At 35.4% G+C, this 14005-nt stretch carries 15 protein-coding genes; 7 read left to right on the top strand and 8 right to left on the bottom strand.

Annotated elements, in window-relative coordinates; translation table 11 throughout:
* Positions 1-23: 23 nt before the first annotated feature.
* Both AAGD76_RS04640 and hemE read right to left on the bottom strand, forming a co-directional pair.
* Complete coding sequence (locus AAGD76_RS04640; protein WP_010082012.1) at positions 24-1217, bottom strand: pyridoxal phosphate-dependent aminotransferase; 1194 nt, start codon at positions 1215-1217, stop codon at positions 24-26.
* 68 nt (positions 1218-1285) lie between these two features.
* Positions 1286-2302 carry a uroporphyrinogen decarboxylase gene (gene hemE, locus AAGD76_RS04635; protein WP_341820450.1) on the bottom strand — a complete coding sequence of 339 codons (1017 nt, stop codon included), beginning with the start codon at positions 2300-2302 and terminating at the stop codon, positions 1286-1288.
* A 402-nt stretch (positions 2303-2704) separates the two neighbouring features.
* On the opposite strand from hemE, the gene AAGD76_RS04630 reads away from it, so the two are divergent.
* Positions 2705-3523, top strand: coding sequence for a transporter associated domain-containing protein (locus tag AAGD76_RS04630; RefSeq protein WP_341820449.1), 819 nt, complete (start codon positions 2705-2707; stop codon positions 3521-3523).
* 66 nt (positions 3524-3589) lie between these two features.
* Here the strand turns inward: AAGD76_RS04630 and AAGD76_RS04625 are convergent, their stop codons facing one another.
* The gene (locus tag AAGD76_RS04625; RefSeq protein ID WP_410529802.1) at positions 3590-3868 is read right to left on the bottom strand and encodes a hypothetical protein; all 279 of its coding nucleotides are present in this window, start codon (positions 3866-3868) and stop codon (positions 3590-3592) included.
* Between the two features lie 80 nt (positions 3869-3948).
* Entirely contained in the window at positions 3949-4242 is a 294-nt protein-coding gene (locus AAGD76_RS04620) for a hypothetical protein (RefSeq protein WP_006280049.1), read from the bottom strand.
* A 133-nt stretch (positions 4243-4375) separates the two neighbouring features.
* On the opposite strand from AAGD76_RS04620, the gene purM reads away from it, so the two are divergent.
* Positions 4376-5413: a phosphoribosylformylglycinamidine cyclo-ligase gene (gene purM, locus AAGD76_RS04615; protein ID WP_007549277.1), complete on the top strand. Its 1038-nt coding sequence runs from the start codon at positions 4376-4378 to the stop codon at positions 5411-5413.
* On the opposite strand, the gene purC is transcribed toward purM, so the two are convergent.
* Positions 5410-6132: a phosphoribosylaminoimidazolesuccinocarboxamide synthase gene (gene purC / locus AAGD76_RS04610; RefSeq protein ID WP_010081959.1), complete on the bottom strand. Its 723-nt coding sequence runs from the start codon at positions 6130-6132 to the stop codon at positions 5410-5412. The two genes, purM and purC, sit on opposite strands and share 4 nt — an antisense overlap.
* A 74-nt stretch (positions 6133-6206) precedes the next feature.
* On the opposite strand from purC, the gene trmD reads away from it, so the two are divergent.
* Positions 6207-6917 (top strand): tRNA (guanosine(37)-N1)-methyltransferase TrmD, encoded by a 711-nt coding sequence (trmD, locus tag AAGD76_RS04605; protein WP_341820448.1) that lies wholly within the window; start codon positions 6207-6209, stop codon positions 6915-6917.
* Positions 6901-7278 carry a 50S ribosomal protein L19 gene (gene rplS / locus AAGD76_RS04600; RefSeq protein WP_006279489.1) on the top strand — a complete coding sequence of 126 codons (378 nt, stop codon included), beginning with the start codon at positions 6901-6903 and terminating at the stop codon, positions 7276-7278. The genes trmD and rplS overlap by 17 nt, the downstream gene beginning before the upstream one ends.
* Positions 7279-7326: 48 nt before the next feature.
* On the opposite strand, the gene AAGD76_RS04595 is transcribed toward rplS, so the two are convergent.
* A complete protein-coding gene (locus AAGD76_RS04595) occupies positions 7327-7509 on the bottom strand; it encodes a hypothetical protein (protein WP_010962989.1) in 183 nt (60 codons plus the stop codon).
* Between the two features lie 48 nt (positions 7510-7557).
* Here AAGD76_RS04595 and pstA point away from each other — a divergent pair, with 48 nt between their 5' ends.
* From pstA to terL, 3 genes are all read left to right on the top strand, one after another.
* Positions 7558-8808 (top strand): phosphate ABC transporter permease PstA, encoded by a 1251-nt coding sequence (gene pstA, locus AAGD76_RS04590; RefSeq protein ID WP_341820447.1) that lies wholly within the window; start codon positions 7558-7560, stop codon positions 8806-8808.
* 6 nt (positions 8809-8814) lie between these two features.
* Positions 8815-9612 (top strand): phosphoribosylformylglycinamidine synthase subunit PurQ, encoded by a 798-nt coding sequence (locus AAGD76_RS04585; protein ID WP_044471287.1) that lies wholly within the window; start codon positions 8815-8817, stop codon positions 9610-9612.
* Between the two features lie 780 nt (positions 9613-10392).
* On the top strand, positions 10393-11856 hold the full coding sequence (gene terL, locus AAGD76_RS04580) for a phage terminase large subunit (protein WP_341820446.1): 1464 nt from the start codon (positions 10393-10395) through the stop codon (positions 11854-11856).
* A gap of 392 nt (positions 11857-12248) precedes the next feature.
* Here terL and AAGD76_RS04575 read toward each other — a convergent pair whose 3' ends face one another.
* Together AAGD76_RS04575 and lipB are read right to left on the bottom strand one after the other, a co-directional pair.
* Entirely contained in the window at positions 12249-13226 is a 978-nt protein-coding gene (locus tag AAGD76_RS04575) for an LD-carboxypeptidase (RefSeq protein WP_341820445.1), read from the bottom strand.
* The gene (gene lipB, locus AAGD76_RS04570; protein ID WP_341820444.1) at positions 13226-13843 is read right to left on the bottom strand and encodes a lipoyl(octanoyl) transferase LipB; all 618 of its coding nucleotides are present in this window, start codon (positions 13841-13843) and stop codon (positions 13226-13228) included. The genes AAGD76_RS04575 and lipB overlap by 1 nt, the downstream gene beginning before the upstream one ends.
* Positions 13844-14005: the final 162 nt, after the last annotated feature.

The raw sequence follows: 14005 nt of genomic DNA, 5'->3' as shown, positions 1-14005 counted from the left end.
ATACAACTTATGGATAGTCTATTTCATTTTAACTCCTGGCACGCTTTAGTAATACTATCACATCCAATTTCTAATTGTTCCTGAGAGGTTGCATAAGAAATTCTGATAAAATTTTCTAGACCAAATGCAATTCCTGGAACCACAGCAACCAAATGATCCCCCAGTAAGTATTCAGTAAAATCTAAATCATTATTTATTATCTTACCACTTTTTGTGCTTTTACTGAGCAATCCTTCACATGAGACAAATAAATAAAACGCACCTTGTGGAACAGACGCTGATAATCCCGGGGCAGAATTTAGCTCTTTCACCATAAAATCTCTACGACTTTTAAAAATCCTTGTTCTTTCTTTCAAAAAACTATGATCACCGTTTAATGCTGCTGCTGCTGCTGCTTGTGCTATCGAATTTGGATTAGAAGTGCTTTGAGACTGCAGCGTAGAGATAGCTTTTACCACATCACTTCTACCTGCAATATACCCTATTCTCCAGCCTGTCATTGCATAGGCTTTTGATACTCCATTGACTACAAAAACTCTATCATAAAGCTTCGGCTCAACCTGAGCGATAGTAAAAAACTTTTCGTCGTATATTATATGCTCATAAATATCATCTGTAACGACATTCATATGTGGATATTCAAGCAATATTTGTGCTATGTCTTTCAATTCATCACATGTGTACACAGCTCCTGCAGGGTTGTTCGGTGAGTTAAGAATTAACCATTTAGTTTTTTTAGTTATCCTGCTTTTCAATAATTCCGCTGTCAGTTTAAAATTTTGTTTGCATTCTACTACAACTGGCAAGCCGCCAAAAAGACTTACCATATCAACATATGAAACCCAATAAGGAGCTGGAATAATAACTTCATCTCCAGAGTTAATTGTTGCCATGAACAAATTGAATAACACCTGCTTAGCACCTGTACCAACACAGATTTGGTTAAGCGTGTACTCGAGGTTATTATCCTTTCTTAACTTATTAATTATTGCTTCTTTCAGCTCACGCGTTCCATCAACAGCAGTATATTTAGTCTTACCTTCACTTATTGCTTGAATAGCTGCTTTTTTTATATGATCTGGAGTATCAAAATCCGGTTCTCCTGCAGCTAAAACACAGATCTTTTTTCCTTCATTTTTCAACTTATTTGCCTTATCAGTTACAGCAATCGTAGGTGATGGTTTTATTAGGGACATTCTTTTTGCAAGGTCTGACATATCTTACTGAAGCTAAATTCAAATGATAAACCCCGTACAACAAAAAAGCTAGAATTTTGTGTATTGTATTAGTAGCTTTTTACCAGGTTTACCAATGCAGCAATATTTTCAACTGGAGTATCAGGGAGTACTCCATGTCCGAGATTAAATATGAAGGGTAAATCTCTAAAGCAATCTATTATACGTTTTGCTTCTTTGATTGCTTCCGTTTTATTATAGGCTAAAAGATTAGGATCAAGGTTTCCTTGTAGAGGGATGTTTAGATTCGCTTTCGCCCATTTTATTGGAACATTATAATCTATACTTACTGCAGATACACCTGTTTGTTCGCAGTAATCTTTATAAAGATTTCCAGCAGACTTTGGAAAACCTATTATTGGAAAATCAGAAAATCTATCCTTTATTGCCAAGATAATTCTCTTTGTTGGTTCGATAACATATTCTTTAAACAATGGTTCCGATAACGCACCAGCATTACTGTCAAATAGCTGAATAACATCTGCTCCAAATTCTATCTGTTTAATTAGATAAATAATCGTTACTTCCGTTATTCGTTCAATTATTTCCTTCAAACACGAAGGATAAAAATTTAATACTTTGGAAAAAGTTTTGCTGCTCCCACCTTCTATGATGTATGAGGCTACTGTCCATGGTCCACCAGCAAATCCTATGAGAGATTTTTCTTTTGGTAATTGGCTTCTGACTTTTTTTATAGCGTTTAGAATTGGTAAGGTTTTAGTTTCAATTTCTTGTGGACCCTTCAATTCCTTAGGACTTTCCACGGGTTTTATTATTGGACCTACACCGCGTACGAAATTCACGTCACAACCCAAAACATCAGCTATTATTAAAATGTCTGAAAAAATTATCGCCGCATCCATGTCAAATCTTGTCACCGGCTGTAACGTCAATTCTGTCACTAAATCTGTGTTGTAGCATATCTCCATAAAATTATTCATATTTTCTACTGCTTTGCGGTACTCAGGAAGAGACCTGCCAGCCTGACGCATTAGCCAGATAGGCACTCTTCCACCCGGCTCATTTCTCTTAATAATTTTCGCTATTGTTGTTTTGCCGCTTTCCAATCTATTCTATTTATTCTTTTGTATATTAAAGTATAGTAATAATAATAGTTCTATCAATAACTTGTTACTAACTTAAAATTCAGTAAAAATTGGCGTTGTTCAACTTGTGGATAAATATGTGAGTAACTTTCGTATATTATTGATTTTCTGTTATGATTTATGTGTATAAGTAAGGTGTTTAGAGTGTTAGTAATTTTCTTTTATGGAAAATACTTTACCATCATGCATTGTTACACAACTATGTATATGTTGTTGAAAAAGTTGTTGATCAATTGTTGGTATTTTATATCAACAAATAATTCACAAATTAATTTGACATTATTCACATGCTTATTAAACATTTAATAACAGTTTTCTTGATAAATCTAATCTGAAAACGTTTTTGCCATTACAGGGAATAAATTGAGTAAAAAAAGAACCTTAGTAGAAAAAATAGCATATAGAATTTTTCTCTTCCTTTTCAAAAAAGCTTCTGTGTTGAAAAAGTGTGCGACTGAGGCATTAATGAAAGATCTGCCAGACCTTAATATATTTAATGGTCTATTAAAATTCCGCGATTGTGGTATAATGGATATAATGACTCCACGTACAGAGATATGCGCAGTAGACATTGAGTCAAGCGAGCGTGAAATAATAAAGAAGATAAAAAACACTTGCCACACTAAAATACCAATTTATAAAAATAACTTTGATAACGTAATAGGCTTTTTTTATGTAAAAGATGTTATTTTTAATAGGGATAAAAATTTTAATCTGAAACATATTATACAAAGCGTAATATTTGTTCCACCCTCGATGAAGACAACTAATCTTTTTGTTAGGATGAACTCTTCTAAATCATGCTTAGCTATCGTATTGGATGAATATGGTGGAACTGATGGTTTAATTTCAATGACTGATCTTATAGAGGAACTAATACCAAACATTGATAGTGAAAACGAAATAAATTCAGAATATACCATTACTGAATTGTTTCAAAATAAGTTTGAAGTATCAGCAAGGGCTCTTATAAAAGATATAGAAGAGGATCTAAAAATAGAATTACGTGACCCTGAAGAAGACTATGTTACACTTGGTGGTTTGATTCTTTCGATTGCTGGTAAAGTGCCTTCTGTAGATGAAGTCATTAAATATAAAAATGGTATGAAGTTTATCATCAAAGATGCAAATGAGCGCTACATTAATAAAATAGTACTAGACTTAAGTGATTACAAAAATTAGATTTGGTACCCCTTGTCGGGGAATGCCTTGACACGAAGAAAAAGTTGTAATAACCAAATATGCAACTCAAGTTATAGTTAAACCTATTTCCAGCAAATTATTTTTGCAAGTATAATGCATTTCAGTGTTATAGTACTCTAATAATAAAGAGGTCATATAGATATTAATATCTTTTGTATTTAAATTAGTGTCATTTTTTTTGATTAATTTGTCTACTAATGATTTGCTTATTGGTTTGTGTTCATTTATAATTTTTATAGTTAATAGCATTTTATCTTCTGTTTGACTCAGTAAAACAGATACTAGTTCAACTTCCGCCACTGCACTGGCTATAGTTAGCACCATATTAGAAATTATCTTATTTATCTTTTCAATTAAATCTTCCTTATTTTTTGCAGAGTATGCGTCTATTTTCCACGTAAGCTTTACTTTTTTTTTAATAAATAATTTTCGATATTAGATTTGGTCTTATCAAAGCTATAATTATCCATTGAAGAAGAATATGCCTGCTTCATAACTTTATGTTTATATATTAAATCATCGGAGCTTTCTTTAAGAAACAACAACGCTTCCTTCTGCGCATCAGCATCATTCTTATCTATTACTTCAAGCTCTTCTACGCCAAACGTTATTCCATTCATAGAGTTAGCAAAGTCATGAAGCAGCCGTCCTGATAGCAGTTCCGTTATTAACAGTATGTTTTTGGTATTTTCGTTCATTGGATAATTATAAATGATTTAAGTTACCCTATATTGGTAAGTATATAATAGTCAATTAAGAGAAAGTTTCGTTGCACTTTTTATATCAAGGCATTAATATAGTATTAACAATTTTAAAATTTATAAAAGGATTATGAATACTTATACCAGATCAGGAATAGATATTGAACTATATAATAAGTTAATAAAAGAAGTCAAGCCTATTGCTCAAGAAACTACTAGAGAAGAAGTAATCAGCGAAATAGGTTCATTTTCTGCGTTATTTGATTTTGCTGCACTAAGTAAGAAGTATGACCATCCAGTACTCGTTTCCTCAACTGATGGAGTAGGTACGAAACTGTTGATAGCTCAAGAAGTGAATAAACATGATACTATAGGTATAGATTTAGTTGCAATGTGTGTAAATGACTTACTTGCACAAGGAGCAACGCCTTTGTTTTTCCTTGATTACTTTGCAACAGGCGTTTTGACCAAAGATGTTTTATTATCTGTGGTTAAGGGCATTGCAGAGGGGTGCAAGCAAGCTAAAATAGCATTGGTTGGTGGGGAAACTGCAGAAATGCCTGGAATGTATGGTAATAATCACTATGACCTTGCAGGGTTTGTGGTTGGTGTAGTTGATCGAAAGCAAATTCTTCCAAACTGTAGTATGATGAAAGCAGGTGATTATATAGTTGGCTTAGAGTCAAGTGGAATTCACTCAAATGGGTTTTCTTTAGTGCGCCATGTTTTCAAAAGCTTAGGTATAAATTATAACGATACATCTCTATGGAATAATAAATCTTGGAGTGAAATACTACTTGAACCAACAAAAATATATGTTGATTCTTTGCTGCCTATCATGTCACAAGTAAAAGGTATTGCGCACATCACGGGTGGTGGTTTGGTAGACAATATTCCGCGAATTCTTCCAAAAAACTTATTTGCAAACATAGACATTAATTCCTGGAAATGGCCAGATATATTTTTATGGCTAACAAAGGAGGGTAAAATAGAGAAGAAAGAAATGCTAAAAACATTTAATTGTGGTATTGGTATGGTATTGATCGTAAGTTCTGAGAATATGCAAAACGTGAAAAATCATTTCCAAAAACGTGGAGAAAAAATTGAAATTATTGGAAAACTTGATGAGGCATGTAACCCTCCACTTGATAGAGTAGTATTTAGTTAACCTAACTTTACTGACAGTCTTTTTGCAACTTCTAGGTATGCTTCCTTTAAATCTCCTAAATTCAAACGAAAGACATCTTTATCTAGCTTTTTATAAGTATTTTTATCCCATAATCTGCAGTTATCAGGGCTAATTTCATCAGCTAAAACGATTTTAGTACTGTCATTTATTAATCTGCCAAATTCTAACTTGAGATCAACTAAATATATACTTGCATTTGAAAATAGGTGAACTAATATTTCGTTGATTTTTAAAGTTGTAGTTTTAACTTCATCCATTTCTTTGCTAGATAGCCAATCAAAATACAGTATGTGATTTTCACTTACCATTGGGTCGGCTAGGTCATCATTTTTGTAAAAAAAATCGATTATAGGAGATGCAAGCCTCTCACCTTCTTTGATATTAAAACGTTTGCAAAAGCTGCCAGCTGCGACATTTCTAACTACTACCTCAAGAGGTATTATCTTGAGTTTTTTGACTAGCTGTTCTCTTTCGTTTAGAGTTTTTATAAAGTGTGTGCTAATTTCTGCTTTCTCAAGCTTTTCCATGATAAAAGCACTAATATGATTATTAATTATTCCTTTACCATCGATTATTTCATATTTTTCCTTATTGAATGCTGTAACATCATCTTTAAAGTGCTGTATGACAATTGATAAGTCTTCAGTTTCAATAATGGCTTTCGCTTTACCTTCGTATATCGTTTTATTCAGTGACATGTTTAATTTAACTATATATTATATCAATTTACTATTCTTAGAGTATAGCCCCAAATAACTTAAAATAAACCTTAATGGCATTCAATGTTACAATATTAACCATATTCCCAGAAATGTTCCCGGGGTTTTTGAACTATTCTCTTGCCGGAAAAGCGTTAGAAAAAAAAATATGGAACCTTGAAGTAATAAATATTCGTTCTTTTGCGAAAGATAAACATTCAACTATGGATGATGTTCCATATGGAGGTGGAGCAGGAATGGTTATGCGTTCTGATGTAGTTGGTGATGCAGTAGATAGTATGCTCTCTGTTCATAAAAACACTAAGTTTATTTACATGACTCCATCTGGAACTAAGTTTAATCAGAATATTGCCAGAGAATTATTAGAGTTTCCTCATATAACAATATTGTGTGGTCGATTTGAAGGTATTGACCAAAGGATAATTGATGCGTATACTCCTTATGAGTTAAGTATTGGAGATTATATACTTTCAGGAGGTGAGCCAGCTGCAATGGTGGTTCTTGATGCATGCATTAGACTTCTTCCAGGTGTAGTAAATAATACCGATAGTATTACTGAAGAAAGTTTTAATTATGGTGGTGGTGTACTTGAATATCCTCAATATACTAGACCTGAGCAGTGGAAGGGATATAAAGTACCTGAGGTTTTGTTATCTGGCAATCACAAAAAAATAAGTGATTGGAGGCAGAAGCAGTCTCATGTTATAACAAAAAAGCGTAGGCCTGAATTATTGAATGGAGAGATAAATGACAAATTTACTTAAAAAATTTAACGAACAGCAAATGCAAGTGTTAGCTAAAGAAATACCAGAATTTCGTCCTGGCGATGATTTGAAGGTCACTTTTAAAGTAGTTGACGGTACAAGTGAACGTATACAGATATTTGAAGGTGTATGTATATCAAAAAGGAACCGCGGGTTACATTCTTCTTTTGCAGTCAGAAAAGTGAGCCATGGAGAAAGTATAGTGTCTCAGTTTTTTGTTTATTCTCCTGCACTGGTTTCAGTGCAAGTGACAAGAAAAGGAAAGGTTCGTAGAGCAAAACTGTATTATCTGTGCAAACTATTTGGAAAAGCTGCAAGGATCAAAGAGCGTACTACTTATGTTAAAAAGAAATCTAAGTAGATACAATAGGGAGTGATGTCAATTGTGTCATCTCAGAACTCTCTCTTGTCATCCCAGTGCGTGACACACAACTGTACGAACATTGTGTTTGCCTCCCGCTGTGGTGTCATCCCAGTGCTCCGACACTGGGATCCAGCATTCATTATTCTCCTTTTGGTTTGTGCTTTCATGGAAAATGTAAAAATTATTTGCAGGCAAAGCCTGCTGGATCCCAGTGTCAGCTACTTGCATGACAAAAAAGGGGAAAGTTTTTTCAAATCCTCGTGTAAAGAAAAGTAAATGAGTATAAAGAAAAAATTCCTTAAATTACTTCAGTCAAGGTGTGTACATGCTCGTATAAAAAGGAAAAATAAAAAGAACAGAGCGCTACGCTTTTGTTCTTTCACGGCACTAGTTATCTCACTTGGCTGTCCTGTGTGTATATTGTTGAGTATATTAGTTAACTCTTACAGTGCCTTAACAGTAACGAAAATTTTATTGCCAGTTGAAATAAATGCTGATCTTGCTTTGGCGAGTAATCCTAGTGATTTGCGGTATAAGTCCATTGGCTTACTCAACGATTCTTTACGTAAGGTGTTTGGAGGAACTGATTTTAAAGACGGTGACGAAATTTTAAGTCGTAATTCTTACAAAGAACTAGAGAAATTTTTTCGTAAGAAAGTAAAAGATAGTGGTGAATATGAGATCTGGTTTACCGCGTCAAGTATAATTAATTCAATAAATAAAGATAAATATTTGAATGATCGTTATGCTAAATTACTTGATTGGCTAAAAGAAAAGAGGAGAGTGAAAAAATTTTTTAATAAGTCTTTATTCCTTAAATCTGACTCTCGTGAACCTGAAAATGCAGGGATTTTAGGGGCATTTATCGGTTCATTAATGACAATTATAGTGTGCCTAGCATTAGCATTACCAATAGGAATTATGTCGGGCATCTGTCTTTACGAATTTATGCCTAAAAATAGGCTAATGACTAATATTGTAGAAATTAGCATGAATAATCTTGCTGCAGTGCCTTCAATAATATTTGGTGTAGTGGGCTTAACTCTCTATCTTGGCATATTTGGGCTACCACGCTCTTCACCACTTGTTGGTGGAATGACTCTTTCATTTATGATGTTACCTAATATTATAATTGCAACAAAAAATGCCTTTGCGAATGTTCCTATTACGATAAAAGATGCAGCGTTTGCGCTCGGTGCACCTCACATCAAGGTGATATTAGATCACTCTTTACCGATTGCGTTACCAAGAATAATACATGGTACTGTGCTTGCAATTGCAAGGATTTTAGGTGAATCTTCTCCTTTACTTATGATGGGTATGGTGGCATTTATTGCTGATACACCTACGTCCTTTTTCGATCCGGCGACTGTTCTACCTGTGCAAATATACATATGGTCAAGCAATCCTGAAATTGCATTTGTTGAACTTGCTGCTATCGCAATTATAGCTTTATTATTGGTGTTATTTGCGTTAAATTTAGTAGCAAATTTTGTAAAAAGGAAATTCGAATTTTTTAATTTTTAGCAATTCATGAAAATCACAGTCCTATCTGGTTATGGCTTAAATTGCGAAAAAGAAACTGCATTTGCATTTATGGAATGCAGCAGAAAACTTGGTATTGGTAATATTGAAGTAAAAATCGTTCACATTAACGATATCATAGATAATCCAGGTGAACTGAAATTAAGCAATATACTTGCAATTCCAGGGGGTTTTTCCTATGGTGATGACACTGGTGCTGGTAATGCGTTTGCTTTACGTATTAAAAACAACTTGTTGGATGAGTTTCAAGAGTTTTTATCTCAGGACAAGCTGATTATAGGAATATGTAATGGTTGTCAGATATTAGTAAAATTAATTCCAGAGTTCTCTAATCTAGCTTTAATCCATAATGATATAGGCAATTACCAATGCCGCTGGATTAGAGTGAGAGTTAATCCGCAGAGTAATTCTGTTTGGCTACGAGGTCTGAGTGAACTATATCTCCCTATTGCTCATGGGGAAGGCAAATTTTTTATGGATCAAGATATTTTGAACCAATTGATTGAGAGCAATTCCACCGCATTACGTTACATTGATAAAAATGGCAACTATGCTAACCTACAATTTCCTTACAATCCGAATGGATCTACATACGACCTAGCAGCTTTATCAGATAAAAGTGGAAGAGTGCTAGCTTTAATGCCCCATCCAGAAAGGGGAATATTTTTTACCCAGCAAGATAATTGGCCCCTTGAAAAAGAAAAGAGCAAGCGTTTAGGTGTTGCTGTGCCAAAATATGGCGATGGAATGCTTATATTTGAAAATGCACTGAAGTATTTTTGTTAAAATTTATTGATAGGGGTTTATGGTCGAAATTATCCTCTGATATTATAAAAACTTACTTGACACCCTTTGCCAGCCCCCTTATCATGAAACTGAAGCTATTTATTTATCTTCTCTGTACAGATTAAATGACAAAAAAACTCACGTATCTGGCGTCTCATGTTTAATTTTTTGCACTATGTGCACCTTATGTCTTTATAAAATTTCTAGGTTTTTACCTAATATAAGCTAAAATGCGCTTATAAAGCATTTAAAACATAAAAAAACGCCAACTTAAAAAATGGATAGTGAATAACTAGCTACCCTAGGGTTTCTTTTGCCTTTTTTTCTGTTTAGTAAATTTCTTAAACATTTATGACTAAAGGTTAGTTGCATTAAAAAGCAGCTAAATCGCGGTTATTAAGCGTTTAGAATAAAAAAACGCCATACTTGAAAGTATAATGTAAGTAATTAGCCAACCACGGGGCTTCTTTTGCCTTTTTTTTATTTGGTAAATTTCTTAATATTTATAGCTAAACGACAACCGTCATCCCGCTACTTATTAGCGGCTGAGATACCGCAGCAGTATGACGGTTCGCGGCGGCATAGTAATTCGTCATCCCGCTGCTTGTTAGCGGGATCTCTTGTTAGCGCCGCGGCGGTATGACGGTTCGCGGCGGCATAGTAATTCATCATCCCGCTGCTTGTTAGCGGGATCTAGAGATACCGCGACGTCTCACCTATAGCCTTCAGTGCTCCTTTTTTTGTCATCCCAGCGTCACGCGTTGGTTTCAACATTATATCATGAACTTTCTAAAATTCATTGAACTGTGCTTTCAAACGGTGGTGCCGGGGTGTGAGTATAATGATTATCAGTATATAAAAGTCATAGCAGACAGACTTGAAGCGGCAAATGTTGGCAAAATGAGGCGAATAATATTCAATATGCCTCCGCGTTCAATGAAGTCCCTGTGCGCTAGTGTTGCGTGGCCCGCATGGATACTGGGAAATCAGCCAACTGCAAGAATAATAGTTGCAAGCTACTCTCGGCTGCTTAGCGAAAAGCACTCGCTTGATACAAGGTGTATAATGCAGTCTAGTTGGTATAGAGAGCTGTTTCCAGAGGTAGAACTATCCAAAGATCAAAATACCAAATACAAATTCCAAACAGTGCAGAGAGGATACAGAATCGCAACGTCAGTTGGAGGGACGTTAACAGGTGAAGGTGGTGATTTCATCATCGTGGATGATCCACTGAGTCCCGCCCAAGCTTTGAGTGAAACGTTTAGAAAGCGTGCTACAAATTGGTTTGACCAGACTTTAGTAGCCAGGCTCAACAATAGAAAAAAAGGAGTAATTGTTCTTGTGATGCATAGGCTACATCAAGAAGATTTAATCGGGCACCTTCTCTCCAAACCGAAAAACATATGGAACCATACTTGTTTACCGATGATATCTGAAAATAAGGAGATTATCTATTCAATCAAAAAGCCAGCGCCTCCTTTTCTTGTTCCTGTCACCCGAGTAACTACAAATGAGTACAAAAGCTGGATTACAGCATCAAGTGCTAGAATGACACCACCCGTAATATTATACTCAAGAGAAGAAGGTCAGTTGCTATATCCCCTCGATGGAGGAAAAGAAGAAGTTGAGATGATAAAGGTTGAACTTGGAAGTTACGCTTTTGCTGCACAATATCAACAAAACCCTCTGCCACTTTCAAGTGGTATAATTAAACGAGAGTGGCTGAAGCGCTATAGAAATTTTCCTGACAATCTCTCGCATGTAACTCAAAGCTGGGACACTGCAGTTTCAACAAGCAACATGAGCAACTTTAGCGTCTGCACCACCTGGGCAAAAATAGATAACAAATTCTATTTACTTGATGTATATCGTGCAAAGCTTGAGTATCCAAAGCTTAAAGAGCAAGTTTTGTCACTAGCTGCAAGATGGACACCGCACGCAATTTTAATCGAAGCAAAAACAAGTGGTCAGCAATTGGTGCAAGAGCTAAAGACAAACAGTGATTTACCAATTATCGAAATAGTACCACATGATGACAAGCTCACTCGATTTTATCAAATTGTTCCGATTATAGAGTCTGGCAAGGTTTTTCTGCCGCACCAAGCAGTATGGCTGAACGATTTTGAGTATGAGATTTTAATGTTTCCTGAAACTCGACACGATGATCAAGTGGATAGTACCGTGCAATATTTGCAGTGGGTGAGAGATAGTAGCTCTAGGGTCGCAGCTTTACGGGCATTGTGATTTAAGCCTACCAGATCCAAGTAGTCAGCTACTTGCATGACACCCTGACAACCGTCATCCCGCTACGTGTTAGCGGGATCTAGAGATACCGCGAATGAATCGCGGTATGACGGTTCGTGGTGGTATGACAGTTCGTGGCGGTATGACGGTTCGCGGTGGCATGACGATAAGCTCGTCATCCCGCTATGTGTTAGCGGCTAAGAGATACCGCGGCGGTATGACGGTCTGCGGCGGAATGACGGTTAAGCAATTCGTCATCCCGCTACATGTTAGCGGGATCTCTTGTTAGCGGATGAGATACCGCGAATGAATCGCGGTATGACGGTTAAGTACGTGTTAGCGGCTAAGAGATACCGCGGCGGTATAACGTAGAGCTCGCGTTAGCTATAAGATTAGCTAACATTCTGCACGTCCATAAAAAACAAACCTTCTTTTTCGTCTTGAACGCTAATAATAGCGTGAGTGTTAAAAGGTAAAGGATCATTTGTATGTCCATGGCCTACCCCTTTCATTGTAAATACAGGAAAGTTAACACTTTTTGCAAACCTTTCTTTTATAACTTCAACAAGGTTATCGTTATAGCAGTTAACGAAATCCCCAAAGATTACTGCATGTACTCCATCAAAGATGTGAGCTTGTTTTAGGTGATCTAAACTGCGCTCTATTGCGTATGGGTAGACTCTTATGTCCTCTAAAAATAGAATTTTACCTTTCGCATTTATTTGCCAAACAGTTCCTATACTGTTTTCAACTAAAGTCATATTACCACCGATGATTTTAGACTTTAATCTGCCATCTTTTAGTCTAATGCCATTATTTATCATCTTTAGCTTATCAAATCTGATAGAATCCCGCTTGTTAAGAATTAACTCTTTCAATTTTTCAACAGAGCTTTCAGAAACGGAGTTATTTACTATCATTTCCAACATGGTGCCGTGAAGAGTTTGCCAATCATATTTAGCTTGTAGATGGATGTGCAAGGCAGTTATATCGCTATAGCCTATGAGGATCTTTTTGTTTTGAGCAATCCTTTCTTTTTTATCATTGGGTAACTTTTCTAGATAGGGAATTAACCGAGAAGCCCCTTCTCCTCCTCTGATACACCAGATTATTTTACTATCATTAGTTAGTGCACTAATCAAATCATTTGCTCTGAATTCATCAGAGTTGGAATAAAATGGATTATCATTACTATATATTTTCTCCGAAATATGGGGATTAAAATCCAAAGCTTCTACATATTCTTTTATAGTAGTCAGATCTAATTCTTTTCCCTTCGAAGAAGGAGCAATAATATCAACTTGGTCGATTGCATGAATACCTGTGTTAGCACATAAAGTGAGAATGAAATATAAAAGGTAAACAATCATTAAAATATCTTATAAAACTCTTTTTTTAGTATATCATCCAATTCAGAGAGTGGAACTTTCACTCCTAGTTCTTCCATTGACGTGACGCCATAATCTTGCAGTCCACAAGGAATAATACCCTTATAATGAGAGAGGTCTGGAAAGACGTTAAGCGCTATGCCATGATAAGTTACCCATTTTCTTAAACGGATACCAAAAGCTGCAATTTTTTTTTCTACTCCGTTATGGTTTACCCAAATACCTATTCTATCTTCTCTAAACTCTCCAAGTATATTAAATTGCTTTAAAACATTTATTATCCACTTACTTAGGTCTCTAATATATAGCTTTATGTCGCATTTATTTCTTTTTTTAAGGTTTAACATTAAATATATGATGCGCTGTCCTGGCCCATGATATGTGTATTTGCCACCCCTGCCTGTTTTATATATAGGAAATAGTTTTTCAACAATATCATTATCTGTTGCACTGATTCCTGCAGTATAAAGTGGAGGGTGCTGGAGTAGCCATACCAATTCGTCTGCTGAATTATTGTGAATTTGTTGAATTTTTTCTTCCATAGATTTTACGGCACAGTTATAATCAATAAGCTGATTAGATATTAGCCATTCTGTCATATTCTATTTCTTTTTTTTTAGTATAGCAGTTCGTTTTTTCCTGTTATTCCAGTGTGTGACACTGAGCGCAGCCTTTCTTATTCCTAATATACTTAATACTAACTTCTGTGCTATTTCTCCTTAACAAACATAGTACATGACAAATGTTTAATTATTTGTCAA

It is taken from the genome of Wolbachia endosymbiont (group A) of Cydia strobilella (assembly GCF_964026745.1).
Classification (GTDB): Bacteria; Pseudomonadota; Alphaproteobacteria; order Rickettsiales; family Anaplasmataceae; genus Wolbachia; species Wolbachia pipientis.
This window is presented reverse-complemented; position numbering and strand designations above follow the sequence as displayed.

Excerpts from the sequence above, each read along its gene's own strand:
- AAGD76_RS04625 (WP_410529802.1), bottom strand. The coding sequence starts at position 3,868 with ATGGTGCTAACTATAGCCAGTGCAGTGGCGGAAGTTGAACTAGTATCT.
- purM (WP_007549277.1), top strand. The coding sequence starts at position 4,376 with ATGAATACTTATACCAGATCAGGAATAGATATTGAACTATATAATAAG.
- purC (WP_010081959.1), bottom strand. The coding sequence starts at position 6,132 with ATGTCACTGAATAAAACGATATACGAAGGTAAAGCGAAAGCCATTATT.
- AAGD76_RS04575 (WP_341820445.1), bottom strand. The coding sequence starts at position 13,226 with ATGATTGTTTACCTTTTATATTTCATTCTCACTTTATGTGCTAACACA.
- rplS (WP_006279489.1), top strand. The coding sequence starts at position 6,901 with ATGACAAATTTACTTAAAAAATTTAACGAACAGCAAATGCAAGTGTTA.
- AAGD76_RS04585 (WP_044471287.1), top strand. The coding sequence starts at position 8,815 with ATGAAAATCACAGTCCTATCTGGTTATGGCTTAAATTGCGAAAAAGAA.
- AAGD76_RS04620 (WP_006280049.1), bottom strand. The coding sequence starts at position 4,242 with ATGAACGAAAATACCAAAAACATACTGTTAATAACGGAACTGCTATCA.
- lipB (WP_341820444.1), bottom strand. The coding sequence starts at position 13,843 with ATGACAGAATGGCTAATATCTAATCAGCTTATTGATTATAACTGTGCC.
- AAGD76_RS04595 (WP_010962989.1), bottom strand. The coding sequence starts at position 7,509 with ATGCAAGTAGCTGACACTGGGATCCAGCAGGCTTTGCCTGCAAATAAT.
- AAGD76_RS04640 (WP_010082012.1), bottom strand. The coding sequence starts at position 1,217 with ATGTCAGACCTTGCAAAAAGAATGTCCCTAATAAAACCATCACCTACG.
- terL (WP_341820446.1), top strand. The coding sequence starts at position 10,393 with ATGAACTTTCTAAAATTCATTGAACTGTGCTTTCAAACGGTGGTGCCG.
- pstA (WP_341820447.1), top strand. The coding sequence starts at position 7,558 with ATGAGTATAAAGAAAAAATTCCTTAAATTACTTCAGTCAAGGTGTGTA.
- trmD (WP_341820448.1), top strand. The coding sequence starts at position 6,207 with ATGGCATTCAATGTTACAATATTAACCATATTCCCAGAAATGTTCCCG.